Below are 24,735 nucleotides of genomic sequence, written 5' to 3'. Positions count from 1 at the left end.
CACTTGTCGGCACGACCTCTCACCGGGCAGGGACACACGTGGCGAACAGCGAGACCACCGACTGGAAGGCCGACCTCCGCGAGCGCGGCTACCGGCTGACCCCGCAGCGCCAGCTGGTGCTGGAGGCCGTCGACGTGCTCGACCACGCGACCCCGGACGAGATCCTCGGCCAGGTCCGGAAGACCGCCAGCGGCGTCAACATCTCCACCGTCTACCGGACGCTGGAGCTGCTGGAGGAGCTCGGCCTGGTCTCGCACGCCCACCTCGGGCACGGCGCCCCGACCTACCACCTGGCGGGCCGGCACACCCACCTGCACCTGGTCTGCCGGGACTGCGACCGGGTCACCGAGACCGACACCGCGATCGCCGCCCCGCTGATCGAGAGCCTGCGCGCCCAGCACGGCTTCGACACCGACCTCAAGCACTTCGCCATCTTCGGCCGCTGCGCCGACTGCACCGCGAAGCTGGCCGACGGGCGGTCGTAAGCTTGCCGGTATGAAGAGCCCGCTGCTTGCGCTGCCCGGTGCCGTCGCCGCCGAAGGTCCCGACGAGGGGGTCGCCGCGCACTACGGCGACCTGTTCCGCGAACAGCGGGCGCTGGCCGGCGGGCGGGGGTACACCGACCTCTCGCACCGCGGCGTGGTCACGGTGACCGGCCCGGACCGGCTGAGCTGGCTGCACCTGCTGCTCACCCAGCACGTCAGCGAACTGCCGCCGCAGCGGGCCACCGAGGCGCTGGTGCTGTCCGCGAACGGCCACGTGGAGCACGCGCTGTACCTGGTCGACGACGGCACCACCACCTGGGCGCACGTCGAGCCGGGCACCGCGCCCGCGCTGGTGAAGTACCTGGAGTCGATGAAGTTCTGGAACCGGGTCGAGGTCGCCGACGCCACCGGGCAGTACGCCGTGGTCTTCCTGCCGGCCGGCTCCACCGCCGGGGCCGACCGGGCCGCCGCGGTCCGCGAACTCCCCTGGGGCCGCGACCTGTTCCTGCCGCGCGCCGAACTCGCCGACGCGGTGGCCGACTTCGGCCTGCCCGCGGGCGTCCTGGCCTACGAGGCGCTGCGGATCGAGGGGCACCGGCCGCGGCTCGGCTTCGAGACCGACCACCGCACCATCCCGCACGAGGTGGACTGGCTGGGCAGCGCGGTGCACCTGCAGAAGGGCTGCTACCGGGGCCAGGAAACGGTCGCCCGGGTGCACAACCTGGGCCGCCCGCCGCGCCGGCTGGTCTTCCTGCACCTGGACGGCACCGAGGAGAAGCTGCCCGCGCACGGCGCCGAGGTCCGGGTCGAGGGCCAGGAGCGCCCGGTCGGCTTCGTCACCTCCGCCGCCCGGCACCACGAACTGGGCCCGATCGCGCTCGCCCTGGTGAAGCGCAACACCCCGGTCGACGCGGTGCTGCTGGCCGACGGCGTGCCCGCCGGACAGGACGTGATCGTCCCGGCCTGACGGCCGGTCAGACCTCCAGCAGGACGGTGAACGGCCCGTCGTTCACCAGCGACACCCGCATGTCGGCGCCGAACCGGCCGGTCTCCACCTTGGCGCCCAGCGTCCGCAGTTCGGCCACCACCGCGTCCACCAGCGGTTCGGCGACCGGGCCGGGCGCGGCGGCGTTCCAGGTGGGGCGGCGGCCCTTGCGGGCGTCGCCGTAGAGCGTGAACTGGCTGATCACCAGCAGCGGGGCGCCCAGCTCCGAGCAGGACTGCTCGGGGCTGCCGGGGAACAGCCGCAGCGTCCAGAGCTTGCGGGCCAGCTGGGCGGCCTGCTCCGGGGTGTCCTCGTGGGTGACGCCGACCAGGACGCACAGGCCCGGCCCCTCGATCGCGCCGACCGTCCCGCCGTCCACCGTCACGGCCGCCCCGGCGACCCGCTGCACCACTGCTCGCATGCCGCCCATTGTGCCGGTACCGCCACCCAGGGGGCGCACGGCCTCGGCCCGCACGCCGGGGTCGCGCGTGCAGCGCCCCGATTCGTGCAGGTGAGCCCGTGGCGCGGATTCTTCGTACTAGCCAGGGGTGTTCGCCAGGGGGCCGTTCGGGTACTCGGGCGTGCGGCGCCGGGGCCCGGGGTGGCACGCTGTCCGACGGCCCGGGGGACCGGGCCCCGAGGGAGGCGTCCGCCGTCCCGGCGAACCGCGTCACCCGCACGAGTGGCGTCGCCCGCCCGGGGGAACCCTGGGTGGCGGGCGGCCCGTACAGAGCGGCGGGTACTGGTACTACGGCAGGTGGTCGGATTGATGGACGTGAGCGCGGTCGACGGGCTGGCCGGCCTGGCCCTGGAGGAACTGCGGGTGCTGCGCAGGGACGCCCTGCAGCAGGAGGCCGACCTCTCCTACCTGCGCCGCCTGCTGCACGGCCGGATGGACATCCTGCGGGCCGAGCTGCAGCGCCGCGAGGTCCCGCTGGCCGAGGCCGGCGAGGAGCGGGCCGCCCTGCTGGACCGGCTGCCGGCGATCCTCGCCGACGCCCCCTCCGCCAACCGCCGCCCGGCCCGGCACCTGACCCTCGGCCCGCCGCGCGGCGAGCGCTACCGGCGCGAGGCGGACGCCCTGATGGGCGACGTCCAGCTGGCGGACCTGGCCGCGCACCCCACCGCCGACCTGCTGGCCGCGATCGAGCGCCTGGACGAGCACCAGCGCGAGGTCTCCGGCCGCCGCAGCGCCCTGCAGCGCACCGCCGACGACTGCGGGGCGGAGATCACCCGCAGGTACCGTGAGGGGGAGGCCCGGGTCGACGACCTGCTCGGCGGAGGCTGAGCAGGACGGCGGCGGCCGGGGCCCACCCACCCTCACCGCACGCCCTTCACGTCCTGGAGTCCCACCCGTGTCGCAGCCCGCCCTGCCCGCCCTCGCCGAGGTCATACGCTCCGGCTTCACCGAGGGCCGCCACCGCGGCTCGCTGGTCCTGCTCGACGCCGACGGCGCCGTCGAGTTCGCCCTCGGCGCCCCCGAGCAGCCGGTCTTCCCGCGCTCCACCGCCAAGCCCTTCCAGGCGGTCGCCACCCTGCGGGCCGGCCTCGACCTGCGCGGCGAGCAGCTCGCGCTGGCCGCCTCCAGCCACTCCGCCGAACCGTTCCACCGCGCCGCCGTCCGCAAGCTGCTGGCCGGGGCCGGACTCACCGAGGCCGACCTGCGCACCCCCGCCGACCTGCCGCTGGACGAGGCCGAGGCGGAGGAACTGCTCCGCTCCGGCGGGCAGCGCGCCCCGATCCTGATGGACTGCTCCGGCAAGCACGCCGCCTGGTTGGCCGCCTCCGCCGCCAACGGCTGGGACCTGGAGACCTACCTCGACCCGGCCCACCCGATCCAGCTGCTGGCCCGCACCGCCCTGGAGGAGGCCACCGGCGAGCCCGCCGCCCACCTCGGCACCGACGGCTGCGGCGCCCCGCTGCTGGCCGTCTCGCTGACCGGCCTGGCCCGCGGCTTCCGCGCCCTGGTGCTGGCCGACCCGGGCGCCGAGCGGCGCCGGGTCGCCGACGCGATGCGCGCCCACCCCGAGTACGTGGCCGGCACCCGCCGGGCCGACACCTGGCTGATGCGGGCGGTGCCCGGCGCGCTCGCCAAGATGGGCGCGGAGGCCGTCCAGGCGGTCGCGCTCGCCGACGGCCGGGCCCTCGCCTTCAAGATCGAGGACGGCGCGGAGCGCGCCCGCGGCCCGGTGCTGGCCGCCGCGCTGCGCCGGCTGGGCGTCGAGGACCCGGTGCTGGACCGGATCGCGGCCGCCCCGCTGCTCGGCGGCGGCGTGCCGGTCGGCGAGGTCCGCGCGGCGTTCTGACGCCCCGTCGGACGGCGCCGGGATGCCCGGGGCGGGACTTCGGTGCACGGTGGACGGCGGGGGGCCACCCGTCGCCGCACAGGGAGAGACCGCCATGACCGACCACACCTACCGGGTCACCGAGATCGTCGGGTCCTCGCACGAGGGCGTGGACGCCGCCATCCGCAACGGCATCGCCCGGGCCGGCCGGACGCTGCGCAACCTGGACTGGTTCGAGGTGGTCCAGGTCCGCGGCCACATCAAGGACGGCGAGATCGAGCACTACCAGGTCGGCCTCAAGGTCGGCTTCCGGCTCGACGACAACGACGGCGTCTGACGACAGCCGGTCGGGGAACGTGCGAGGGGCGGGAGTCCGACCGGACTCCCGCCCCTCGCACGGGTGCTGCGGGCCGCCCCGGAGGGCGCGCGGGCTCAGTGGCCGCCCTGCTCCTCCAGGCGCTTGATCGAGGCGGTGATCTCCGCCTCGGCCTCGGCGCGGCCGACCCAGTCGGCGCCCTGGACGGACTTGCCGGGCTCCAGGTCCTTGTAGACCTCGAAGAAGTGCTGGATCTCCAGGCGGTCGAACTCCGACACGTCCTGGATGTCCTGCAGGTGCGACCAGCGCGGGTCGGTGGCCGGGACGCAGAGCAGCTTGTCGTCGCCGCCCGCCTCGTCGGTCATGTGGAACATGCCGATGGCGCGGCACTTGATCAGGCAGCCCGGGAAGGTCGGCTCCTCCAGGATGACCAGCGCGTCCAGCGGGTCGCCGTCGTCCGCGAGGGTGCCCTCGACGTAGCCGTAGTCGGCCGGGTAGCGGGTCGAGGTGAAGAGCATGCGGTCCAGGCGGAGGCGACCGGTCTCATGGTCGACCTCGTACTTGTTGCGCGAGCCCTTCGGGATCTCGATCAGGACGTCGAACTCCAACGCTTCCTCCAAGGATGGGGACTGACAGAATCCAAGTGTCTCCTACGGCGGGGTGTGCTCAGGAAAGGGGCCGGTCGGTGGGATCAGGGACAGCGGGGGGACGCGGGCGCCGGGCGGCGCTCGCGGGGGTGCTGGGCGTCGCGCTGGCCGCCGGGACGGTGCTCGCCGCACCGTCCTCGGCCCAGCCCTCGCCGGTGCCGAGCCACGGCGGGCGGCACCCGGAGGAGCCGCGCCGGGACGGCGCGACCAGCCCCGGGCCGGGCAAGGACCGCGGCCCGTCCGAGCGCCGCGGCAACCGGCACCGGGCCGTCCCCGCCCGGGGCCCGGTGCTGGCCGCCGGGGGCTCCGACGGCCGGCCGGCCACCGGCAGCGGGCTGCGCGCCGCCGTCGCCCCCGCCGTGCAGGACAAGGCGCTGGGCACCCTGGACTTCGCCGTCGCCGACGCCGCCACCGGCGAGTTCCTGTTCGGCGCCGACGAGGGCACGCCCGCCACGCCCGCCTCCACCACCAAGCTCGCCACCTCGGTCGCCGCGCTGGCCCTGCTGCCCGCCGCGCACCGGATCGCCACCACCGTCGTGCAGGGCGCCCCCGGCGAGATCACCCTGGTCGGCGGCGGCGACCCCACCCTGACGGCGCTGCCCGCCGACCAGGTCCGGGTCGGCGGCGCCCCCGTCGACGCGGAGAGCGCGCCCGCCTCGCTCGCCGACCTGGCCCGCCGCACCGCCGCCGCGCTGAAGGCGTCCGGCACCACCGCCGTCCGGCTCGGCTACGACACCTCGCTGTACACCGGCCCGCTGCTGCACAAGGACCACGACGGCGAGAACATCGCCGCCGTCACCCCGCTGATGGTCGACGAGGGCCGGGTCGACCCGCGCTCCGCCGAGGACGCCCCGCCCCGGGTCGCCGACCCCGCCGGGCAAGCCGCCGAGGCGTTCGGGCGGCTGCTCGCCGCCGAGGGCGTCACCCTGCGCGGCGGCCCCGCCCCGGGCACCGCCGCGGCCGGGGCGAAGGAGCTGGCCCGGGTCGAGTCGCCGACCGTCGGCCGGCTGGTCGAGCGGATGCTCACCACCTCCGACAACACGCTCGCCGAGGCGGTCGCCCGGCAGGTCGCGATCGCCGCCGGGAAGCCCGCCGGGTTCGACGGGGCCGCGAAGGCCGTCACCGACGAGCTCGCCGCGCTCGGCGTCCCGCTGGCCGGCGTGCTGATCACCGACGGCAGCGGCCTGGCCAAGGCCAACCTGATCCCGCCGATCACCCTGGTGAAGCTGCTCGCCACCGCCTCCTCGGCCGACCACCCCGAGCTGCGCCCGGTGCTCACCGGCCTCCCGGTCGCCGGCTTCACCGGCACCCTGGCGAGCCGGTTCGGCGCCAAGTCCGGCGCGGGCGAGGCCGCGGGCATCGTCCGGGCCAAGACCGGCAGCCTCTCCGGCGTCAACACCCTGGCCGGCACCGTGGTCGACGCCGACGGGCGGGTGCTGGTCTTCGCCCTGATGAGCCGCACCACCGCCGACCCGGCCACCGCCCGCGCCGCCGTCGACCGGATCGTGGCCCGGATCGCCGCCTGCGGCTGCTGAACCGCCCGCCGCGCCGCCGCTGACGGGGCGTCAAGGAGCGCCGCCCGTCCCGCCCGTCTCCCCCGGGCGGGGACGAGCACGTACGGTGAGGGCATGACGAGCGCGAGCGGCGGTGCGGAGATGGTCGACTGGGATCTCGCGGTGGCGACCGCGACGCGGCTCGCCCGGCCCGGGCCGCGGGTGTCCCGGGAGGAGGCCCGCGCGGCGGTCGCCGAGCTGCGCGGGCACGCCGCGGAGGCCGAGCGGCACGTGCGCGAGTACACCCGGATGGGGTCGCCGGAGGCGGCCGGCACCCCGGTGCTGGTGGTGGACCGGCCCGGCTGGGTGCGGGCCAACGTGGCGGGCTTCCGGACGGTGGCGCGCCCGCTGACCGACCGGCTGGCGGCCCGCCGGGCCGAGGGCCGGGGCGCGGCCGCGGCGGGCGCCGCCGGGGCCAAGGCGACCGGGGTGGAGGTCGGCGTGGTGCTGGCCTTCCTGTCGGCGAAGGTGCTCGGCCAGTACGAGACCTTCGCCCCGCCGGAGCTGCCGACCGCCCCGGACAGCCCGGAGGGCCTGTTCGACCAGCCGCGCCGGGGCCTGGCGGTGCCGCCCGGCCGACTGCTGCTGGTGGCCCCGAACATCGTCCAGGTGGAGCGTGAACTCGACGTCTCCCCGCGCGACTTCCGGCTCTGGGTGTGCCTGCACGAGGAGACCCACCGGACCCAGTTCACCGCGGTGCCCTGGCTGCGCGACCACATCCAGTCCGAGGTGCAGGACTTCCTGGCGCAGACCGACGTCGACCCGGCGGCCTTCCTGGAGCGGCTGCGCGACGCCTTCGGCGGCGTCCCCGGCCTGCCCCGGGCCAAGAACGGCGGCGGGGGCGGCGGCAGCAGCCTGACCGACCTGGTGCAGACGCCCGCGCAGCGCGAGATCCTGGCCCGGCTGACCGCGGTGATGTCGCTGCTGGAGGGCCACGCGGACGTGGTGATGGACGGCGTCGGACCGGCTGTGGTGCCCTCGGTGGCGGAGATCCGGGAGAAGTTCCAGCGCCGCCGCGACCGCGGCGGCGGCCGGCTCGACCTGGTGCTGCGCCGGCTGCTCGGGATGGACGCCAAGCTGCGCCAGTACCAGGACGGCGCGGTGTTCGTCCGGGGCGTGGTCGAGCGGGTCGGGATGGACGGCTTCAACCGGGTCTGGACCTCGCCGAACACGCTGCCGACCAAGGAGGAGGTCCACGACCCGGCCTCCTGGGTGGCCCGGGTGGTGGGCTGAGGCGCGGGTCCGGTCCGGACCCGCGGAAACACCGATCGGGTGAGTCGTACACCTGGCGGCAGACGTAACGTTTCGTCATTCACCCGTACGTGGGACGGTGACACCGCCGTTGGCGCGGGTGGCGTGGGCGGTGTCCGGATTCTGCGACCATCTGTGAGCGCCTGGTGACCGAGAGTTGGCAGGCGGCCGACGTACCCCCCTCCGCCAAGGAGTGCCAACCATGGGCCCACACCCCGCTGTCGCGGCGATACGCCTCGCCGTCCGCCGTACCCTCGCCGAACTCGCCGCCGAGGCGGGCGCGGCCCCGGGCGGGACGGTGCGCGAACGCGCCGTCCCGGCCCCCGCACCGGTCCCGGTGCCCGTGCTGGCCGGCACCGTGACGGTGCCCGGCACCCTGATCGGCAACGCCCGCCGACACCCCTCCGGCCTGCCCCGCACCCCGGCCGCGCCCGGCTCCCCGCTGGTGCTGGTGGCGGTCTCCGGCGGCGCCGACTCGATGGCGCTGGCCACCGCCACCGCCTTCGAGGCCCCCAAGCTCGGCCTGCGGGTCGGCGCCGTCACCGTCGACCACGGCCTGCAGGACGGCTCGGCCGAACGCGCCGAACTGGTCGCCGTCCGGCTGCGCGAACTCGGCCTCGACCCGGTGGAGGCCGTCGCGGTCCGGGTCGGCCGCGAGGGCGGCCCGGAGAGCGCCGCCCGGGACGCCCGCTACGCGGCCCTCGACCGGGCCGCCGAGCGCCACGGCGCGCTGGCCGTGCTGCTCGGCCACACCCGCGACGACCAGGCGGAGACGGTGCTGCTGGGCCTGGCCCGCGGCTCCGGGGCCCGCTCGCTGGCCGGGATGCCCGCCCAGAAGGGCCGCTACCGCCGCCCGCTGCTGGAGCTGGACCGGGCCGCCACCCGGCAGGCCTGCACCGCCCAGTCCATCCCGGTCTGGGACGACCCGCACAACACCGACCCGGCCTACACCCGCTCCCGGGTCCGGCACGAGGTGCTGCCGGTGCTGGAGAAGCACCTCGGCGGCGGGGTGGTCGAGGCGCTGGCCCGCACCGCCCGGCTGTTCCGCGACGACGCCGACGCCCTCGACCAGTGGGCCGCCCTGGCCGAGCACGACCTGCGGGCCCCGGACGGCGCCCTGGACGCCGACAAGCTCGCCGAACTGCCCCCCGCGGTCCGCCGCCGGGTGCTGCGCCGGGCGGCGCTGCGCGCGGGCTCCCCGGGCGGGGACCTGTTCGCCCGGCACCTGGAGGCGGTGGACCTGCTGGTCACCGGCTGGCGCGGCCAGGGCCCGCTGCACCTACCCGGGGGCGTCGAAGCCGTGCGCCGGTGTGGCACGCTGGTGTTTCGGCGGCCGGGCGGCTGAGCACGAACGAAGTCGCACCGCCGCCGCCGAACCCCGACCCCGAGCGTTTGAGGACGTATCCCCGGTGGACCAGAACGACATGGGCGCAGACCTCGCGAAGGTGCTCATCAGCAAGGACGAGATCGACGCCAAGCTGGCGGAGCTGGCCGCGAGGATCGACCAGGACTACGCCGGGAAGGACCTGCTGCTGGTCGGCGTCCTCAAGGGCGCGGTCATGGTGATGGCGGACCTGGCCCGGGCCCTGCACAGCCAGGTGACCATGGACTGGATGGCGGTCTCCTCGTACGGCATGGGCACCAAGTCCTCCGGCGTGGTGCGGATCCTCAAGGACCTCGACACCGACATCGCGGGCAAGGACGTGCTGATCGTCGAGGACATCATCGACTCCGGTCTGACGCTGTCCTGGCTGCTCGGCAACCTGGGCTCGCGCGGCCCGGCCTCGCTGAAGGTCTGCACCCTGCTGCGCAAGCCGGACGCCGCCAAGGTGGAGATCGACGTCGAGTACGTCGGCTTCGACATCCCCAACGAGTTCGTGGTCGGCTACGGCCTGGACTACGCGGAGAAGCTCCGCAACCTGCCTTTCATCGGCACCCTCGCGCCGCACGTCTACGGGGGCTGAACCGTTCGGGCGACGGGTGGGAACAGGGCCCTGTTCCCACCCGTTGTGCGGGGGTAGGAAAATAGGCCGCACCGTGGTGTGATCCCGCCGTGACCGGGGGTCGCTGCGGTACGGTCCCATCAACCGCTCGTCTTACGAGCACATATCGGATGCGCCAAGGCCCCACAGCCGAGCAGCGCCCGTCGAATTGGCAGGAGGGACGGGGCGGCGACGCCCCGCATGGATGGACGTCAAGCGATACTTCCGTGCGCCGATCATGTGGGTCGTGCTGGCCGCCCTCGCCGTGTTCGCACTCATGGAGCTCGTCTCGGACCCGAGCGGCTACAAGACTGTGGACACCGGACAGGTCATCAGCGCCATCAACAGCGACCAGGTGAAGTCGGCGCAGCTCACCACCGGTGACTCGAACCTCATCAAGATCCAGCTGCAGGACGGCCAGAAGCTGAAGCCGGGCGCCAACGGCAAGTCGCCGTCCGGCACCCGCTTCCAGGCCTCCTACACCGGCGACCAGCAGGCCGCCGACCTGGCCAAGAGCCTCCAGACCAAGCAGGACGCGGGCCAGATCCCGGGCGGTTACACCGTCAGCCCCGAGAAGCAGTCGACCCTGGTCAGCCTGCTGTTCTCGATGCTGCCGATCGTGATCATCGTCGTGGTCTTCCTGTTCCTGATGAACCAGATGCAGGGCGGCGGCTCCCGGGTCATGCAGTTCGGCAAGTCCAAGGCCAAGCTGCTGACCAAGGACACCCCGAAGACCACCTTCGCCGACGTCGCGGGCGCCGACGAGGCCGTCGAGGAGCTCCACGAGATCAAGGAGTTCCTGCAGGAGCCGGCCAAGTTCCAGGCCGTCGGCGCCAAGATCCCCAAGGGCGTGCTGCTGTACGGCCCGCCCGGCACCGGCAAGACCCTGCTGGCCCGCGCGGTGGCCGGCGAGGCGGGCGTCCCGTTCTACTCGATCTCCGGCTCCGACTTCGTCGAGATGTTCGTCGGCGTCGGCGCCAGCCGGGTCCGCGACCTGTTCGAGCAGGCCAAGGCGAACGCCCCGGCGATCATCTTCGTCGACGAGATCGACGCCGTCGGCCGGCACCGCGGCGCGGGCCTCGGCGGCGGCCACGACGAGCGCGAGCAGACCCTCAACCAGCTGCTGGTCGAGATGGACGGCTTCGACGTCAAGGGCGGCGTCATCCTGATCGCCGCCACCAACCGCCCCGACATCCTGGACCCGGCGCTGCTCCGCCCCGGCCGCTTCGACCGGCAGATCGCGGTCGACCGCCCGGACCTGCAGGGCCGACTGGACATCCTCAAGGTGCACCAGAAGGGCAAGCCGATCGCGCCGGACGTCGACCTCTCGGCCGTCGCCAAGCGCACCCCCGGCTTCACCGGCGCCGACCTGTCGAACGTGCTGAACGAGGCGGCGCTGCTCACCGCGCGCTCCGAGAAGAAGCTGATCGACAACCAGACGCTGGACGAGGCGATCGACCGCGTCGTGGCCGGTCCGCAGAAGCGTTCGCGGATCATGTCCGAGAAGGAGAAGAAGATCACCGCGTACCACGAGGGCGGACACGCCCTGGTCGCGGCGGCCTGCAACTACTCCGACCCGGTGCACAAGATCACCATCCTGTCCCGGGGCCGCGCCCTGGGCTACACGATGGTGCTGCCGGACGAGGACAAGTACTCGACCACCCGCAACGAGATGCTCGACCAGCTCTCGTACATGCTGGGCGGCCGGGCGGCGGAGGAGCTGGTCTTCCACGACCCGACCACCGGCGCCTCGAACGACATCGAGAAGGCCACCGCCACCGCGCGGGCCATGGTCACCCAGTACGGCATGAGCGAGCGGCTCGGCGCGATCAAGTTCGGCACCTCCGACTCCGAGCCCTTCCTGGGCCGCGAGATGGGCCACCAGCGCGACTACTCGGAAGAGGTCGCCGGGCTGGTGGACGAGGAGGTCAAGAGCCTGATCGAGACCGCCCACAACGACGCCTGGGAGATCCTGGTCGAGAACCGGGACGTGCTGGACAACCTGGTCCTGGAGCTGCTGGAGAAGGAGACGCTGAACAAGGAGCAGATCGCCGAGATCTTCACTCCCGTCATCAAGCGTCCCCCGCGCCCGGCGTGGACCGGCTCGGCCCGCCGCACCCCGTCCACCCGGCCGCCGGTGCAGTCGCCGAAGGAGCTGGCGCTGACCAACGGCGCCGCCGCCACCGCTCCCGACCCGGTCGACGTGGTCAAGCTGCCGCCGGTCGACGGCGGCCAGGTCGAGAGCTGATCGCTCGACCACCTGTTCGGAATGGATGCCGCGTTTCCGGGGTTTGTACCCTGGAGGCGCGGCATCCGTGCTGCACCCACCCTCTGTGACCGAGACCTTCCCGACTGACGAGCAGCGAGGCACGCATGATCGACCCGGTGACGCTCGACGGCGAGCCCGCCGTCGGCCAGTTCGACCAGAAGCGGGCCGAGAACGCCGTCCGCGAGCTGCTGATCGCGGTCGGCGAGGACCCGGACCGCGAGGGCCTGCTGGAGACGCCGGCCCGGGTCGCCCGCGCCTACCGGGAGATATTCGCCGGGCTGTGGCAGCAGCCGGAGGACGTGCTCACCACCACCTTCGACCTCGGCCACGACGAGATGGTGCTGGTCAAGGACATCGAGGTGTTCTCCACCTGCGAGCACCACCTGGTGCCGTTCCGCGGCGTCGCGCACGTCGGCTACATCCCGTCCACCAGCGGCAAGATCACCGGCCTGTCCAAGCTGGCCCGGCTGGTCGACGTGTACGCCCGCCGGCCGCAGGTGCAGGAGCGCCTGACCAGCCAGGTCGCGGACGCGCTGATGCGGATCCTGGAGCCGCGCGGCGCGATCGTGGTGATCGAGTGCGAGCACATGTGCATGTCGATGCGCGGCATCCGCAAGGCCGGGGCGAAGACCATCACCTCGGCGGTCCGCGGCCAGCTCCGCGACCCGGCCACCCGCAACGAGGCGATGAGCCTGATCATGGCCCGCTGACGGGCCGTCACGGCGGAGGGCGCACCCCGGCGGGGTGCGCCCTCTTCCGTTCCCCGCCGGCTACGGCCGGGGTTCGCGGTCGGCCGGCGGGGCCAGGTGGTCGCCGAACCACTCCAGGGCGGCGGGCAGTTCGCGGCGCCAGGTCTCGAAGGAGTGGCCGCCGTCGGGCAGCACCAGCGAGTCCACCCGGAACTCCGGGTGGGCGGCGGCGACCTTCTGCGCCCCGGCCAGGAACTGCTCGGTGGCCGCGAAGTCCTCCTCGGCCCGGGTGGAGACCACCAGCAGGCTGGTCGCGGGGGCGGGCAGGTTCGCCAGCCGCCAGTTCAGGTCGGAGTGCTGGGCGGCGGCCCTGTCGCCGCGGAACAGGTCGCCGTCGGTCCAGCGGTCCGCGGGCACCGTGTAGTCGGCGTGCAGCGCGGCCGCGCTGCCGAACGCGCCCGGGTCGCGCATCGCCATCCGCAGCGCGCAGGAGCCGCCGGTCGAGTAGCCGAACACGCCCCAGGAGGACGCCGAGCGGCCGACCCGGTAGGCGGACCGCAGCGCCGCCGGGACGTCCTTGGCGAACCAGGTCTCGGCCCGCGGCCCGCCCGGGACGTCCACGCACTCGGTGTTCCGGGGCGGGGCGACGGTGGGACGGGCCATCACCACCACGGTCGGGGCCATCCGCCCGTCGCGCTGCAGCTCGGCGGCGGCGGACGGCAGCCGCAGCCCGTCGATCAGGGCCAGCGAGGGGCCGGGGTAGCCGGCCAGCGCCAGCAGCACCGGGAAGCGCGCGCGGGCGTAGCGCGGGTTGAAGTACTCCGGCGGCAGGTAGACGAAGACCTGGTCGGACAGCCCGGACTCGGTCCCGGTGATCCGCACCGAGTCGACCCGCCCGACCTGCTCCGGCGGCCCGGCGGGCAGCACGTCCCGGACGCCCGCCAGCCCGCCCTCATCGGTCGGCCGGACCAGCGCCGCGCCGGCCGGGGCGGCGCCGGGGGCGTGCGCGGCGGCCAGTGCGACGGGGGCGCCGCCGGGGTGCAGCAGGTCGTTCCAGGAGCTGTAGAAGCCGTACGCGTCGTTGACCGAGAGCAGCAGCACCGACAGCACGCAGAGCTGCACCACCGCGAGCAGCCCGAGCCGGCCGAGCAGCGCCAGCGGCCGCTGCCGGGCCAGCCGGGGCCACAGCCAGAGGGTGGCCAGCAGGGTGGCCGCCGCCACCGCGCCCAGGGTGTACAGCAGTGCCCGGCCGGTCAGCTCCATGCCTTGCGGTCCCTCCTCGACTCCAGCCCGCCCATCGTCATCTGACGCTTCGTCGGGAGCGAGTGGGGGTAGTCTGACCGGGCGTCGGAAACCAGTGCGAAAAGGTGGCGGCGCGCAGGGGAACCGATGCCGTACGATGCGGCGTCCACCCGGGGGAAGACGCGCCGAACCGCCGCACCGGCGGCCACGGGTGCGCGGCGGTGGACGCGGTCGCATCCCCCGGTCCGATGAGCGCAGGCGTTCGAGCCGACTCCCGGCGGACACCTCGGATTCGTCCCTTGGACCCTCTTTGACGTGCGGATTGCCAGAAAAAGGAACAGGCATGAAGGTCCATCACCACCTCGCCCCCGGGGTGCGCGAGCTGCGCCCCGGTGCCTCTAGGCTGACTTCCCATGAGTGCCCCCGTGTCCGCTGAGCCGACCTCCGAAGCACCCCGCCGCAGGGGACTGCAGACGCTCCGCAACCAGGCCGCCGCCGTGCCGCGGGCCTGGCTGCCGGGCGCGGTCGGGTACGCCGCGCTGGTGATCGGCCTGATCGACATCGCCTGCGCGATCTTCCCCAAGCTCCGGCTCACCAAGATGCACAACTGGGCCGGGCACCTCCCGGGCGGCACCACCTCGCTGGCCGCCGCCGGGACGCTGATGGTCGGCATGCTGCTGGTGCTGCTCGCGCACGCCCTGCGCCGCCGCAAGCGCCGCGCCTGGCGGGCCGTCTGCGTGCTGCTGCCGATCGGCGCCGCGCTGCACCTGCTGCGCTGGCACCAGGTCGGCCAGGCCGTGGTCTCGCTGGCGCTGCTCGCCGTCCTGCTGATCCACCAGCGCGAGTTCTACGCCAAGGCCGACCCGCGCACCCGCTGGCGGGCCCTCCTCAACCTTGTGGTGCTGAGCGCCTTCTCGGTGCTGCTCGGCCTGGTCATCGTCTCGGTCCGGTGGAAGTCCGAGGTCGGCGACCCGACCCTGTTCCAGCGCTTCGAGCACATCGGCTACGGCCTGTTCGGCTTCGAGGGCCCGATCCACTACACCTCGGAGCGGATCGGCGACCTGGTCGGCTACTCGCTCGGCGCGCTCGGCCTGGTCACCGCGCTCACCACCGCCTACCTGGCGCTGCGCCCGGAGAAGCCGGAGCCCGAGCTCACCCCCGAGGACGAGCTGAAGGTCCGCGAGCTGCTGGCCCGGCACGGCCGCCGCGACTCGCTCGGCTACTTCGCGCTGCGCCGCGACAAGAGCGTGCTGTTCTCGCCCACCGGCAAGGCCGCGATCTCCTACCGGGTGGTCTCCGGCGTGATGCTGGCCTCCGGCGACCCGGTCGGCGACGTCGAGGCCTGGCCCGGCGCGATCAAGGTCTTCATGGCGACCGCCCGCGAGCACGCCTGGGCCCCGGCCGTGATGGGCTGCTCCGAGATCGGCGGCGAGGTGTGGACCCGGGAGGCCGAGCTGGACGCGCTCGAACTCGGCGACGAGGCGATCGTCGACACCGCCTCCTTCTCGCTGGCCGGCCGCGCCATGCGCAACGTCCGCCAGATGGTCAAGCGGATCGAGCGCAACGGCTACTCCTGCCGGGTCCGCCGGGTCGGCGACCTCACTCTGGAGGAGAAGCGGCAGATCGCCGACGCCGCCGCCCGCTGGCGCGGCACCGACACCGAGCGCGGCTTCTCGATGGCGCTCGGCCGGTTCGGCGACCCGGGCGACGACGCGTGCGTGGTCGTCACCGCCCACAAGGCGCCGGAGGAGGGCGAGCCCGACACCGGGGACGACCTCAAGGCGGTGCTGCACTTCGTCCCCTGGGGCGAGGACGGCATCTCGCTGGAGCTGATGCGCCGCGACCGGGAGGCCGACCCCGGCCTCAACGAGCTGCTGATCGTCGCCGCCCTCCAGGAGGTCGGCGCGATGGGCGTCCGCCGGGTCTCGCTGAACTTCGCGATGTTCCGCTCCGCGCTCGCCCGCGGCGAGCGGATCGGCGCCGGGCCGGTGCTGCGGGCCTGGCGCGGGCTGCTGGTCTTCCTGTCGCGCTGGTTCCAGATCGAGTCGCTGTACAAGTTCAACGCCAAGTTCCAGCCCGCCTGGGAGCCGCGCTTCCTGGTCTACCAGCACACCCGCGACCTGCCGCGGATCGGCTTCGCCGCGATGCAGGCCGAGGCGTTCATCACGCTGGGCATGCCGCGCTTCGGCCGCAAGCGCCAGCGCCAGGGCCTGATGCCGGAGCAGACCGCCCCGCTCGGCCGGGCCGCGTAGCGCCGGCCGCCCCCGTGGTGCCGGACGTCCTGACGTCCGGCACCACGGGGGCGGACCGATAATGGGGCGCATGAACGAGAACGTCCCCGGCCTGCCCGTCCTGTCGCGCTGCGCGGTGATGGGGGTGGTCAACGTCACGCCGGACTCGTTCTCGGACGGCGGGCTGTGGCTGGACCCGGCCCGGGCGGTCGCGCACGGCCTCGACCTGGTGGCCCGCGGCGCGGACCTGGTCGACGTCGGCGGCGAGTCGACCCGGCCGGGCGCGGTCCGGGTCACCGAGGCCGAGGAACTGCGCCGGGTCGTGCCGGTGGTCACCGAACTGGCCCGGGCCGGCGTGGTGGTGTCGGTGGACACCATGCGGGCCGCCGTCGCGGCGGCCGCCGTCGCGGCCGGCGCCCGGATCGTCAACGACGTCTCCGGCGGCCTCGCCGACCCGGAGATGGCCGCGGTGGTCGCCGACACCGGGGCCCCGTTCGTGGTGATGCACTGGCGCGGCCAGTCCGCCGACATGGACCGCCTCGCCGTGTACGGGGACGTGGTCGAGGACGTGGTGCGTGAACTGACCGTCCGGGTCGACGAGTTGCTCGCCGCCGGGGTCAAGCAGGAGCAACTGGTCCTCGACCCCGGCCTGGGGTTCGCGAAGACCGCTGCGCACAACTGGGCCCTGCTGGGCCGGCTGGACGCGCTGACGGCACTGGGACGGCCGGTGCTGGTGGCCGCTTCGCGCAAGCGCTTCCTGGGTACGCTGCTGGCCGACCCGGAAACCGGGGAGCCGCGCCCGGCGCGGCAGCGGGACGACGCCACGGCGGCGGTCTCGGTGCTGTCGGCGAAGGCGGGTGCCTGGGCGGTCCGGGTGCATGACGTGGCCGGCACGGCTGACGCCGTACGAGTCGTCGCGGCCTGGGAGCAGGCGGCGCAGAGGGGGTAGGCGTGGCGGAAGCAGTGAGCGGCAACGACCGGGCGGCAGCACTGGAGCCGGACGAGGAAGCGGTGCTGGCGGCCAACCAGGCCCTGTACGAGGCACTGGAGAACGGCGACCTGGAGGCCGTCGAGGCGATCTGGCTCGGCCCGGACCAGGCCGACGACCGGGGCGGCGTGTTCTGCGTGCACCCGGGCTGGCCGGCCCTGATCGGCCGGGCCCAGGTGACCCGCTCCTACATGCTGATCATGGCGAACACCGAGTACATCCAGTTCTTCCTGACCGACGTCGAGGTGGACGTCCAGGGCGACGTCGCCCTGGTCACCTGCACCGAGAACATCCTGTCCGGCGGCGAGCCGGAGGAGGAGGGCGAGCTCGGCCCGCTGGTCGGCGGCAAGGTGGTGTCGACCAACCTGTTCCGGCGCACCCCGGACGGCTGGAAGCTCTGGTCGCACCACGGCTCGCCGGTGCTCACCAGCGGGGACGACGAGGACGACGACGAGGACGGGGACGAGTAGCGCCGTCAAGGGCCGCCGCGGCCGGTCCGATCGGGTGGGCGGCCGGGGAGGCGGTCCCGGCCGCCCGGCCCTCGAAGGTAGATTCGAGGGGCGGCGGGCGACGGTGTCCGCCGGTCCCCGCCCCGCGCGGGGCCGTCAGCTGGGAGCAGTGATTCTTTTGCTGGACCGCGTCACCCTGCGTGGCCTCCGCGCCCGCGGCCACCACGGCGTCTTCGAGCGCGAACGGATCGAGGGGCAGACCTTCGTGGTCGACCTGGTGCTGTTCCTCGACACCCGGCCGGCCGCCGCGGGCGACGACCTGACCCGCACCGCGCACTACGGCGTGATCGCCGAGGAGGTCACCGCGGTGATCTCCGGCGAGCCCGTCGACCTGATCGAGACGCTGGCCCAGCGGATCGCCGACCGGTGCCTGGAACACGAGGTGGTCGAGGAGGTCGAGGTCACCGTGCACAAGCCGGACGCCCCGATCACCGTCCCCTTCGACGACGTCACCATCACGATCCGCCGCGGCCGCGCCTGACCGCGCCCGGCGGAGCCCGAGCAGAGGGAACTCCATTGGCCACCACCGACCCGACCGCCACGCCGAGCACCTTCGACCTCCAGGGCAAGGTGGACCGCGTGGAGTCCACCCTGCACGACTCCCGCACCGCCGTCGTCGCCCTCGGCAGCAACCTGGGCAACCGCCTGGAGACCCTGCAGGGCGCCGTGGACGCGCTGGAGGACACCCCCGGGGTCCGGGTGACCGCGGTCTCCGCGGTGTACGAGACCGACGCCGTCGGCGGCCCCGCCGACCAGCCCAGCTACTTCAACGCGGTCGCGCTGCTGCGCACCTCGCTGCCGCCGCAGGACCTGCTGGAGCGGGCCAACGCGGTCGAGGACGCCTTCGGCCGGGTCCGCACCGTGCACTGGGGCCCGCGCACCCTGGACGTCGACCTGCTGGCCTACCAGGACGTCACCAGCGCCGACCCGCACCTGACGCTGCCCCACCCGCGGGCGCACGAGCGGGCGTTCGTCCTCGCCCCCTGGCAGGACGCCGACCCGGCGGCCGAGGTGCCGGGCCGCGGCGCGGTCGCCGAACTGCTGGCCGGCCTCGGCGGCGCCGCCGGTCAGGGCGTCCGGCTCCGCGCCGACCTGCAGCTGCGGCTGCCGGAGTGAGCGCCCGCCCGCCCGGCCGGGGAACTTCCGCGGCCGCGCGGGCGTAGCTCCCTGGCGAAGGCCCCACCGCCCTGCACCGCACCACCCCGTACCGCACCACTGGGAAGGACGCCCGTCCGCGTGAAGCCGCTCCGTCTCCGCCTGCTGCTCGGCATCACCGGGATCACCGGGCTGCTGTCCTGGGGCGCCTCCCGGCTGTGGGACACCCTGGGCACGCTGCCCTCGGTGCCCCGCTACGCGCCGTACGTGCTGGCGGCGGTCGCCGTGGTGCTGCTCGCCGTGACGCTCTCGCTGCGCTCCCGGCTGAAGGCGGCCCGGGAGCGGCAGCGGGACGCCAAGCGGGTCGACCCGCTGCACGCGGCGCGGGCCCTGGTGCTGGGCCAGGCCAGCGCGCTGGTGTCCGCCGTGGTGACCGGGATCTACGCGGGCACCGGGGCGTTCCTGCTCGGCCAGCTCGACAACGCGGCCCGCCGCTCGCAGGCGCAGACCGCGCTGTTCGCGGTGCTGGCCGGCGCCGCGGTGATCGCCGTCGGGCTCTGGCTGCAGCACGTCTGCCGGCTCCCCGACGACCCGGACCACCCGGGCGGGACGGCCGCCTCCCCGCGGTGACCCGCGGTGGACGCGGCGTCACCGTCCGGTCGCGGAAGGTGGCGCCGGTGGCCTGTCAAGGCCCGAATGGGGGGCGAGGCTGACAGGGCCGCGATTCGCACGCTAGTTTCTAGTCCATGTCTCGCGGACGCCACCGTCATTCCTCCGTCCTCGGCCGGTCCCTGCCACCGGTCGCCTCCGGTGTGCTCGTGGTCGCGGCGGTGGCCGCGCTGGTGGCCAGTCCGGACCAGATCGTGGCCCGCTCGGTCGGCGTCGCCGCCGTGATCGCGGTGGTCGGCCTCGCCCTGGTGCTGCGCCAGCGCGACCGGGCCGCCAAGGCCGCCGCCGAGCAGGCCATGCAGCGCCGCCTGCGGGTCGAGGAGCGCTACGAGGAGCAGATCGCCGAGGCCGAGTACGCGGCCGAGGTCGCCGAGGAGCGGGCCACCCGCTTCGGCCGCCGGCTGACCGCGGAGAAGTCCCGGCTGGCGAAGGCCGAGACCGAGATCGCCCGGCTGCTGCGCGAGCGCGCCGTGATGGTCGCCGAGCAGGCGCTGAAGGAGGCCGACGCCGCCCGGCAGGCGCTGGAGGCGTCCCGCCCCAAGCACCCGCTCACCCAGGCCGGCTACGTCCGCGCCCAGGCCGCGATGCGGCACCTGGAGCGGCAGGCGGCCGCCGCCGAGGCGCGCCGCGAGGCCGACGGGCGGGCCCAGGTCGAGCTGCGCCCGCGGATGCCCGAGCCCGTCCCCGCCACCGCCGGCACCACCGCCGCCGCGCTGCGCCCGGTCGGCCCGGCGCTGCCCGGCACCCGCCCGGCCGCCGAGGAGGACGGCCGCCCGGCCGCCGCCGCGCACCCGGTGCCGCCGCGCCCGCGGGCCGCCGCGTTCAGCTTCTTCGGCCGGCCCGGTGCCGCCCGGGCCGCGCTGCGGGCGGCCGCCCCGGCCCCCGCGGTCGGCGACCTGGCGGACCTGGCGGACGTGGTGGGCGACGAGGCGGTGGCCGAGTCCGAGCGCTACGCCGTGGTCGGCGCGGCCCCGGTGGACGCCGGCCGCCCCGCGCACCAGGCGGTGGAGCAGCCGCCCACCCACCAGCACGCCGAGTCCGACACCGAGCCCGAGGTGGTCGACCTGACCGCGCACGACGAGACCGAGCTGCTGGAGCTGCCGGAGCTGCGGGCGACCCGCAACTGACCGGCCGCCGCCCGCGCCGCACGCGGAAGGCCCCCGCTCCGTCAGGAGCGGGGGCCTTCGCGGTGCGTGACGCCGGATCAGACGTTGACGCCGAAGTCCTGGGCGATGCCGACCAGGCCGGAGGCGTAGCCCTGGCCGATGGCGCGGAACTTCCACTCGGCGCCGTTCCGGTACAGCTCGCCGAAGATCATCGCGGTCTCGGTGGCCGCGTCCTCGGAGAGGTCGTAGCGGGCGATCTCGGCACCGCCGGCCTGGTTGAGGACCCGGATGTAGGCGTTGCGGACCTGGCCGAAGCTCTGGCCGCGGCCGTTGCCGTCGTAGATCGAGACCGGGAAGGTGATCCGGGTGACGTCGGCGGGCAGCGCGGCCAGGTTGACGTTGATCTGCTCGTCGTCGCCGTCGCCCTCGCCGGTGCGGTTGTCGCCGGTGTGGACGACGGTGCTGTCCGGGGTGCTGGTGTTGTTGAAGAAGACGAAGTGGCGGTCCGAGTAGACCCGGCCCTCGCCGTTCAGGACGATCGCGCTGGCGTCCAGGTCGAACTCGGCGCCGGTGGTGGTGCGCACGTCCCAGCCGAGGCCGACGACCACGGCGGTCAGGCCGGGCGCCTCCTTGGTCAGCGAAACGTTGCCACCCTTGGAGAGGCTCACGGGCATGGTCTGTGGTGTCCCTTCGGTCGGTTCTGCCGGAAGAACGCGGGACGGGTGGCCGTTGGTTCCACCGGTTGGTGGACGGACGGATTCCCGGCCGCCCCGCGGCGGTCAGATCCGGGGGTAGCGGCCCTGCACGGTCCAGACGTTCGGGTTGTCCGCCAGACCCTCGTGCAGCTCGGTCAGGTCGGCGAGTACATCCTGCAGGAAGTCCCGTGCCTCGCGGCGCAGTTCCGCGTGTCGCACCACCAGCGGTTCGTCCTCGGGCCGCCAGGTGGCGGAGATCTCGACCCAGCCGAACCGGCGGGCGAAGCGCAGCAGCTCGGTGTTCTGGGTGAAGTCCAGGTCCTCGGTGCGGACCCGGGACTCCCGGCTGCCGCGCGGGTCGGCGTCCAGCCGCTCGGCGATGTCGCACAGCGCCCAGGCGAAGTCCAGCACCGGCACCCAGCCCCAGCGGGTCTCCAGGCCGGCGCCCTCGTCGGTCTCCAGGTAGACGTCGCCGGCGAACAGGTCGTGCCGCAGCGAGCGGACCGACGCGGTGCGGTAGTCGGTCTGCGGGGGGTCGGGGAGGCGGGTGGAGAGGGAGTAGCCGAGCTCGATCACGCCCGCCATTGTGCCGGGTTAACCAGGTGACGCGGGCCGCGCCCGGGCGGGATGATGGGCGGCATGACTGAGCCCGTGCGCGTCCGGGGCTCGGTGGTCGTCCCCGACGCCGAGCTCGTCTGGCGCTTCTCCCGTTCCTCCGGCCCCGGCGGCCAGCACGTCAACACCTCCGACTCGCGGGTCGAGCTGCTGTGGGACCTGGCCGCCTCGGCCGCGCTGCCCCCGGTGTGGAAGGAGCGCGCCCTGGAGCGCCTCGCCTCCCGGCTGGTGGACGGGGTGCTGACGGTCCGCGCCTCCGAGCACCGCTCGCAGTGGCGCAACCGCGAGGTCGCGGCCGCCCGGCTGGCCGCGCTGCTCGGCGAGGCCACCGCGCCGCCGCCGAAGGCCCGGCGGGCCACCAAGCCGAGCCGGGGCATGGTCGAGCGGCGGCTGGAGAGCAAGCGGCACCGCTCGGGCCTGAAGCAGGGCCGCGGCCGGGTCCGCCCGGAATAGGGGCCGGAGCGGGGCCGGAGTGGGGCTGGAGTGGGGGAGCGGGGTCGGCGGGCCGCCGTCAGCCGAGCTGCCGGTAGCCGCCGCGCAGGTACAGCAGCGGCCGGGCGGCGGGCGCGGGCACCTCGGCGGCCAGCACCCGGCCGAGCACCAGGGTGTGGTCGCCCGCGGGTATCAGCCGCTCGGTGCGGCACTCGACGGTGGCCAGCGCGCCCTCGATCAGCGGCGCCCCGGAGCGCGGGCCGCGCCGCCAGGCGGCGTCGGCGAACAGCAGGCGGTCGCTGAGCCGCCCCTTCATGGCGAAGCGCGAGGCGAGGGTGCGGTGCTCCTCGGCCAGCAGCGACACCGCCCAGGACCCGGTCCGGGCGAGCAGCTCGTCCATCCGGGAGCCCTCCCGGACCGAGACCAGGACCAGCGGCGGCTCCAGCGACACCGACAGGAACGAGGTCGCGGTCATCCCGGCGTCCTCGTCGTCCTCCTCGTCGTGCAGGGTCAGCAGGGAGACGCCGGAGGCCAGTTGGGCGAGGGCGGCGCGGAACTCCTCGGGGGCGGCGGCGGCCGCCGGGCCGGAGTCGGGGCCGGGCGCCGCGGGGGCGGTGGGGGGCTGCGTGGGGCTGGGCACGTACCGCACGGTAGTCCCCGGTCGGGGGAGCCGGTATCGGGCCCCGGACGTAGGTCCGCTCGGTCCTTGGTCGTCCACTCCTTGATCATTATGTGATTTGAGTCACACTCACGGGCTATTGCTGACCGAGCGTGCCTATCGCAGTGCTCGCTGTGATTCAGTTCTTCTGGCAATCGGACGACAACCTTTCAAGAACTATCCGAGCAGCCGGGGAGCCCCCGCATGGAAGCCGAGTCGGAGCCCTACGTCCGCCTCGCGACCCTCCGCACCTTGCACCGGGTCGTGGCGGACCTCAACGCTGCCCGGAGCCTGGCGGGAACCCTGCAGGCGGTCGTCGAGGGAGCGGTCCACGGGCTCGGGTTCGACGCCGCCGCGGTCAGCCTGGTGCGCCCCGACGGCGACCTGGTGGTCGCCGCCGTCTGGGAGATCGAGGAGAGCGCCTTCGGCGGCCCCGCCGTGCTGCTCGGCCAGGTCGGCTCCCGCGAGTCCTGGGAGCGGATGCTCCAGGTCGCCGACCACTGGGGCACCCTGCGCTTCCTCCCGCACGACCGCGGCTGGGCCATCGCCACCGACATCCCGACCTGGACCGGCGACGGGCCGATGCCCGTCTACGGCAACGACTGGCACCCCCAGGACGTCCTGCTCGCCCCCATGTACAGCGCCGGCGGGGACCTGCTCGGCATCCTCTCGGTCGACCGCCCGCGCAGCGGCAAGCGCCCCGGCGCCTGGACCAGGGAGGCGCTGGAGATGTTCTCCCTGCAGGCCTCCATAGCCATCGGCAACGCCCGGCTGCGCGCCGAGATGCAGCGCGCGCTGGCCCGGCTGGAGAAGGAGCAGCAGGCGCTGCGGGCCAGCGAGGAGTCGTTCCGGCAGGCCTTCGAGTACGCCCCCAGCGGGATGGCCATCACCGAGCTGCACGGCGACGCGATGGGCCAGCTCACCCGGGTCAACGACGCGCTCTGCCGGCTGCTCGGCCGCCCCCGCGCCACCCTCCGCCAGCAGCGCTTCGCCGACCTGGTGCACCCCGAGGACCTCGAACTGCTGCACCGCACCAGCGCCGAGGGCGGCCGGGCCGAACTGCGGCTGGCCCGCCGGGACGGCGGCTACCAGTGGGTCTGCCTGCGCAACTCGGTGGTCGCCGACGCCACCGAGGGCCCGAGCTTCCTGCTCACCCACGTCGAGGACATCGAGGACCGCAAGCGGCACGAGCTCCAGCTCGCCCACCGGGCCAGCCACGACGCCCTGACCGGCCTGCCGAACGGCGCCGAGCTGCGCGCCCGGCTCGCCCGCCGGCTCTGTCCGCGCCCCCCGCTGCCCGACCCGGTCGGCGTGCCGGGCCAGGCACTGCCGCCCGCCGCCCCCCATCCGACCTCCTACGCCCCCCTGGGCGACCTCCCGGCCCCCGGGGCGCCCGCCCCCCCGGCGCACGGCTACGCGGCCCCCGACGGGGCCCTGGAGCGCGACCGCGCCGCCTTCGCGGCCGGCCAGGTGCTCCGCCACGACGGCACCCCCGCCCACCACGTGCACACCGCCGTCCCGTCCGCCGACCAGCCCGCCGGCGACCTCTGGCACGGCCACCGCCGCGGCCCGGCCGGCGACAAGGGCCTGGCCGTCCTCTACTGCGACCTGGACGGTTTCAAGCTGGTCAACGACCGCTACGGCCACAACACCGGCGACGCCGTCCTGATCGAGATCGCCCGCCGGCTCCAGCAGGTCGTCCGGGAGGGCGACACGGTGGCCCGGATGAGCGGCGACGAGTTCGTGGTGCTCGCCGACGGCATCGGCCGCGAGGAGGCCAAGGAGCTGGCCGGGCGGCTGCGCGCCGCGATCCTGCCGCCGATGCGGATCGACAACCGGACCGTCCGGGTCGGCGTCAGCCTGGGCATCGGCTGGGCCGGCTGCGGGATGAGCATCGACGAGGTGCTGCACGCCGCGGACGAGCGGATGTACGACGAGAAGCGCACCCGGGGCGGCCCCGCGCGCGGCGCCCGCGGCGAGCGCTCGCACCGGCGCGCGGGCTGAACCGCTTACCGGGCCCCCGCCGGGGGCAG

Annotated in this window: 26 protein-coding genes; 20 read left to right on the top strand and 6 right to left on the bottom strand. The window is 74.6% G+C overall.

The genetic code is table 11. The annotated features are described in order from the left end of the window. Window positions 1–38: 38 nt before the first annotated feature. A complete protein-coding gene (locus ACIQBJ_RS26225; protein WP_400715238.1) occupies window positions 39–485 on the top strand; it encodes a Fur family transcriptional regulator in 447 nt (148 codons plus the stop codon). Window positions 486–495: 10 nt separating this feature from the next. Continuing rightward, complete coding sequence (locus ACIQBJ_RS26220) at window positions 496–1,452, top strand: YgfZ/GcvT domain-containing protein (RefSeq protein WP_400715236.1); 957 nt, start codon at window positions 496–498, stop codon at window positions 1,450–1,452. A gap of 7 nt (window positions 1,453–1,459) precedes the next feature. On the opposite strand, the gene dtd is transcribed toward ACIQBJ_RS26220, so the two are convergent. After that, window positions 1,460–1,891 (bottom strand): D-aminoacyl-tRNA deacylase, encoded by a 432-nt coding sequence (gene dtd, locus ACIQBJ_RS26215; RefSeq protein WP_400715234.1) that lies wholly within the window; start codon window positions 1,889–1,891, stop codon window positions 1,460–1,462. Window positions 1,892–2,239: 348 nt separating this feature from the next. Here dtd and ACIQBJ_RS26210 point away from each other — a divergent pair, with 348 nt between their 5' ends. The 3 genes from ACIQBJ_RS26210 (at window position 2,240) to ACIQBJ_RS26200 (ending at window position 4,092) form a co-directional block, all read left to right on the top strand. Next, the gene (locus tag ACIQBJ_RS26210) at window positions 2,240–2,758 is read left to right on the top strand and encodes an ABC transporter substrate-binding protein (protein WP_400715232.1); all 519 of its coding nucleotides are present in this window, start codon (window positions 2,240–2,242) and stop codon (window positions 2,756–2,758) included. 67 nt (window positions 2,759–2,825) lie between these two features. Beyond that, window positions 2,826–3,776: an asparaginase gene (locus ACIQBJ_RS26205; RefSeq protein ID WP_400715230.1), complete on the top strand. Its 951-nt coding sequence runs from the start codon at window positions 2,826–2,828 to the stop codon at window positions 3,774–3,776. Between the two features lie 94 nt (window positions 3,777–3,870). Further along, the gene (locus tag ACIQBJ_RS26200; RefSeq protein WP_400715228.1) at window positions 3,871–4,092 is read left to right on the top strand and encodes a dodecin; all 222 of its coding nucleotides are present in this window, start codon (window positions 3,871–3,873) and stop codon (window positions 4,090–4,092) included. Window positions 4,093–4,187: 95 nt separating this feature from the next. On the opposite strand, the gene ACIQBJ_RS26195 is transcribed toward ACIQBJ_RS26200, so the two are convergent. Beyond that, window positions 4,188–4,679, bottom strand: a complete 492-nt coding sequence (locus ACIQBJ_RS26195) for an inorganic diphosphatase (protein ID WP_400715226.1) — start codon at window positions 4,677–4,679, stop codon at window positions 4,188–4,190. 77 nt (window positions 4,680–4,756) lie between these two features. Here ACIQBJ_RS26195 and dacB point away from each other — a divergent pair, with 77 nt between their 5' ends. The 6 genes from dacB (at window position 4,757) to folE (ending at window position 12,483) form a co-directional block, all read left to right on the top strand. Beyond that, complete coding sequence (gene dacB / locus ACIQBJ_RS26190) at window positions 4,757–6,253, top strand: D-alanyl-D-alanine carboxypeptidase/D-alanyl-D-alanine-endopeptidase (RefSeq protein WP_400715224.1); 1,497 nt, start codon at window positions 4,757–4,759, stop codon at window positions 6,251–6,253. Window positions 6,254–6,373: 120 nt separating this feature from the next. Next, window positions 6,374–7,504, top strand: a complete 1,131-nt coding sequence (locus ACIQBJ_RS26185) for a zinc-dependent metalloprotease (protein WP_400715324.1) — start codon at window positions 6,374–6,376, stop codon at window positions 7,502–7,504. Window positions 7,505–7,724: 220 nt separating this feature from the next. After that, window positions 7,725–8,867, top strand: a complete 1,143-nt coding sequence (gene tilS, locus ACIQBJ_RS26180; protein WP_400715222.1) for a tRNA lysidine(34) synthetase TilS — start codon at window positions 7,725–7,727, stop codon at window positions 8,865–8,867. 79 nt (window positions 8,868–8,946) lie between these two features. Beyond that, a complete protein-coding gene (gene hpt, locus ACIQBJ_RS26175) occupies window positions 8,947–9,486 on the top strand; it encodes a hypoxanthine phosphoribosyltransferase (RefSeq protein ID WP_400715322.1) in 540 nt (179 codons plus the stop codon). 223 nt (window positions 9,487–9,709) lie between these two features. Next, on the top strand, window positions 9,710–11,752 hold the full coding sequence (gene ftsH, locus ACIQBJ_RS26170) for an ATP-dependent zinc metalloprotease FtsH (RefSeq protein WP_400715220.1): 2,043 nt from the start codon (window positions 9,710–9,712) through the stop codon (window positions 11,750–11,752). A gap of 125 nt (window positions 11,753–11,877) precedes the next feature. Beyond that, window positions 11,878–12,483: a GTP cyclohydrolase I FolE gene (folE, locus tag ACIQBJ_RS26165; protein ID WP_400715218.1), complete on the top strand. Its 606-nt coding sequence runs from the start codon at window positions 11,878–11,880 to the stop codon at window positions 12,481–12,483. A 60-nt stretch (window positions 12,484–12,543) separates the two neighbouring features. Here folE and ACIQBJ_RS26160 read toward each other — a convergent pair whose 3' ends face one another. Further along, on the bottom strand, window positions 12,544–13,725 hold the full coding sequence (locus ACIQBJ_RS26160) for an alpha/beta hydrolase (RefSeq protein ID WP_400715216.1): 1,182 nt from the start codon (window positions 13,723–13,725) through the stop codon (window positions 12,544–12,546). A 392-nt stretch (window positions 13,726–14,117) separates the two neighbouring features. Between ACIQBJ_RS26160 and ACIQBJ_RS26155 the strand changes: the two genes are divergently transcribed. The 7 genes from ACIQBJ_RS26155 (at window position 14,118) to ACIQBJ_RS26125 (ending at window position 20,323) form a co-directional block, all read left to right on the top strand. Then, window positions 14,118–15,956 (top strand): phosphatidylglycerol lysyltransferase domain-containing protein, encoded by a 1,839-nt coding sequence (locus ACIQBJ_RS26155; protein WP_400715214.1) that lies wholly within the window; start codon window positions 14,118–14,120, stop codon window positions 15,954–15,956. A 61-nt stretch (window positions 15,957–16,017) separates the two neighbouring features. Beyond that, entirely contained in the window at window positions 16,018–16,884 is an 867-nt protein-coding gene (gene folP / locus ACIQBJ_RS26150) for a dihydropteroate synthase (RefSeq protein WP_400715212.1), read from the top strand. Between the two features lie 2 nt (window positions 16,885–16,886). Beyond that, window positions 16,887–17,393: a nuclear transport factor 2 family protein gene (locus ACIQBJ_RS26145; protein ID WP_400715210.1), complete on the top strand. Its 507-nt coding sequence runs from the start codon at window positions 16,887–16,889 to the stop codon at window positions 17,391–17,393. 160 nt (window positions 17,394–17,553) lie between these two features. Then, the gene (gene folB / locus ACIQBJ_RS26140; protein ID WP_400715320.1) at window positions 17,554–17,913 is read left to right on the top strand and encodes a dihydroneopterin aldolase; all 360 of its coding nucleotides are present in this window, start codon (window positions 17,554–17,556) and stop codon (window positions 17,911–17,913) included. Then, window positions 17,910–18,548: a 2-amino-4-hydroxy-6-hydroxymethyldihydropteridine diphosphokinase gene (gene folK, locus ACIQBJ_RS26135; RefSeq protein WP_400715318.1), complete on the top strand. Its 639-nt coding sequence runs from the start codon at window positions 17,910–17,912 to the stop codon at window positions 18,546–18,548. The genes folB and folK overlap by 4 nt, the downstream gene beginning before the upstream one ends. A gap of 120 nt (window positions 18,549–18,668) precedes the next feature. Next, window positions 18,669–19,157, top strand: coding sequence for a DUF3180 domain-containing protein (locus ACIQBJ_RS26130; protein ID WP_400715208.1), 489 nt, complete (start codon window positions 18,669–18,671; stop codon window positions 19,155–19,157). Between the two features lie 116 nt (window positions 19,158–19,273). Next, window positions 19,274–20,323, top strand: a complete 1,050-nt coding sequence (locus tag ACIQBJ_RS26125) for a hypothetical protein (RefSeq protein WP_400715206.1) — start codon at window positions 19,274–19,276, stop codon at window positions 20,321–20,323. Window positions 20,324–20,400: 77 nt separating this feature from the next. Here ACIQBJ_RS26125 and ACIQBJ_RS26120 read toward each other — a convergent pair whose 3' ends face one another. Both ACIQBJ_RS26120 and ACIQBJ_RS26115 read right to left on the bottom strand, forming a co-directional pair. Beyond that, window positions 20,401–20,976: a TerD family protein gene (locus ACIQBJ_RS26120; RefSeq protein WP_400715204.1), complete on the bottom strand. Its 576-nt coding sequence runs from the start codon at window positions 20,974–20,976 to the stop codon at window positions 20,401–20,403. Window positions 20,977–21,081: 105 nt separating this feature from the next. Further along, window positions 21,082–21,582, bottom strand: a complete 501-nt coding sequence (locus tag ACIQBJ_RS26115) for a hypothetical protein (protein ID WP_400715202.1) — start codon at window positions 21,580–21,582, stop codon at window positions 21,082–21,084. A gap of 54 nt (window positions 21,583–21,636) precedes the next feature. On the opposite strand from ACIQBJ_RS26115, the gene arfB reads away from it, so the two are divergent. Further along, complete coding sequence (arfB, locus tag ACIQBJ_RS26110) at window positions 21,637–22,065, top strand: alternative ribosome rescue aminoacyl-tRNA hydrolase ArfB (protein WP_400715200.1); 429 nt, start codon at window positions 21,637–21,639, stop codon at window positions 22,063–22,065. A 58-nt stretch (window positions 22,066–22,123) separates the two neighbouring features. On the opposite strand, the gene ACIQBJ_RS26105 is transcribed toward arfB, so the two are convergent. Beyond that, on the bottom strand, window positions 22,124–22,693 hold the full coding sequence (locus ACIQBJ_RS26105; protein WP_400715198.1) for a flavin reductase family protein: 570 nt from the start codon (window positions 22,691–22,693) through the stop codon (window positions 22,124–22,126). 213 nt (window positions 22,694–22,906) lie between these two features. Here ACIQBJ_RS26105 and ACIQBJ_RS26100 point away from each other — a divergent pair, with 213 nt between their 5' ends. Next, complete coding sequence (locus ACIQBJ_RS26100; RefSeq protein ID WP_400715196.1) at window positions 22,907–24,706, top strand: diguanylate cyclase domain-containing protein; 1,800 nt, start codon at window positions 22,907–22,909, stop codon at window positions 24,704–24,706. Window positions 24,707–24,735: the final 29 nt, after the last annotated feature.

Source organism: Kitasatospora sp. NPDC088391 (assembly GCF_044753345.1).
Classification (GTDB): domain Bacteria; phylum Actinomycetota; class Actinomycetes; order Streptomycetales; family Streptomycetaceae; genus Kitasatospora.
The sequence above is the reverse complement of the archived record's forward strand: the minus strand, read 5'-3'. Positions and strand labels throughout refer to the sequence as shown.

Excerpts from the sequence above, each read along its gene's own strand:
- ACIQBJ_RS26220 (WP_400715236.1), top strand. The coding sequence starts at position 496 with ATGAAGAGCCCGCTGCTTGCGCTGCCCGGTGCCGTCGCCGCCGAAGGT.
- dtd (WP_400715234.1), bottom strand. The coding sequence starts at position 1,891 with ATGCGAGCAGTGGTGCAGCGGGTCGCCGGGGCGGCCGTGACGGTGGAC.
- ACIQBJ_RS26210 (WP_400715232.1), top strand. The coding sequence starts at position 2,240 with ATGGACGTGAGCGCGGTCGACGGGCTGGCCGGCCTGGCCCTGGAGGAA.
- ACIQBJ_RS26200 (WP_400715228.1), top strand. The coding sequence starts at position 3,871 with ATGACCGACCACACCTACCGGGTCACCGAGATCGTCGGGTCCTCGCAC.
- ACIQBJ_RS26185 (WP_400715324.1), top strand. The coding sequence starts at position 6,374 with ATGGTCGACTGGGATCTCGCGGTGGCGACCGCGACGCGGCTCGCCCGG.
- tilS (WP_400715222.1), top strand. The coding sequence starts at position 7,725 with ATGGGCCCACACCCCGCTGTCGCGGCGATACGCCTCGCCGTCCGCCGT.
- hpt (WP_400715322.1), top strand. The coding sequence starts at position 8,947 with ATGGGCGCAGACCTCGCGAAGGTGCTCATCAGCAAGGACGAGATCGAC.
- ftsH (WP_400715220.1), top strand. The coding sequence starts at position 9,710 with ATGGACGTCAAGCGATACTTCCGTGCGCCGATCATGTGGGTCGTGCTG.
- folE (WP_400715218.1), top strand. The coding sequence starts at position 11,878 with ATGATCGACCCGGTGACGCTCGACGGCGAGCCCGCCGTCGGCCAGTTC.
- ACIQBJ_RS26160 (WP_400715216.1), bottom strand. The coding sequence starts at position 13,725 with ATGGAGCTGACCGGCCGGGCACTGCTGTACACCCTGGGCGCGGTGGCG.
- ACIQBJ_RS26155 (WP_400715214.1), top strand. The coding sequence starts at position 14,118 with ATGAGTGCCCCCGTGTCCGCTGAGCCGACCTCCGAAGCACCCCGCCGC.
- folP (WP_400715212.1), top strand. The coding sequence starts at position 16,018 with ATGGGGCGCATGAACGAGAACGTCCCCGGCCTGCCCGTCCTGTCGCGC.
- ACIQBJ_RS26125 (WP_400715206.1), top strand. The coding sequence starts at position 19,274 with ATGTCTCGCGGACGCCACCGTCATTCCTCCGTCCTCGGCCGGTCCCTG.
- ACIQBJ_RS26120 (WP_400715204.1), bottom strand. The coding sequence starts at position 20,976 with ATGCCCGTGAGCCTCTCCAAGGGTGGCAACGTTTCGCTGACCAAGGAG.
- ACIQBJ_RS26115 (WP_400715202.1), bottom strand. The coding sequence starts at position 21,582 with ATGGCGGGCGTGATCGAGCTCGGCTACTCCCTCTCCACCCGCCTCCCC.
- arfB (WP_400715200.1), top strand. The coding sequence starts at position 21,637 with ATGACTGAGCCCGTGCGCGTCCGGGGCTCGGTGGTCGTCCCCGACGCC.
- ACIQBJ_RS26100 (WP_400715196.1), top strand. The coding sequence starts at position 22,907 with ATGGAAGCCGAGTCGGAGCCCTACGTCCGCCTCGCGACCCTCCGCACC.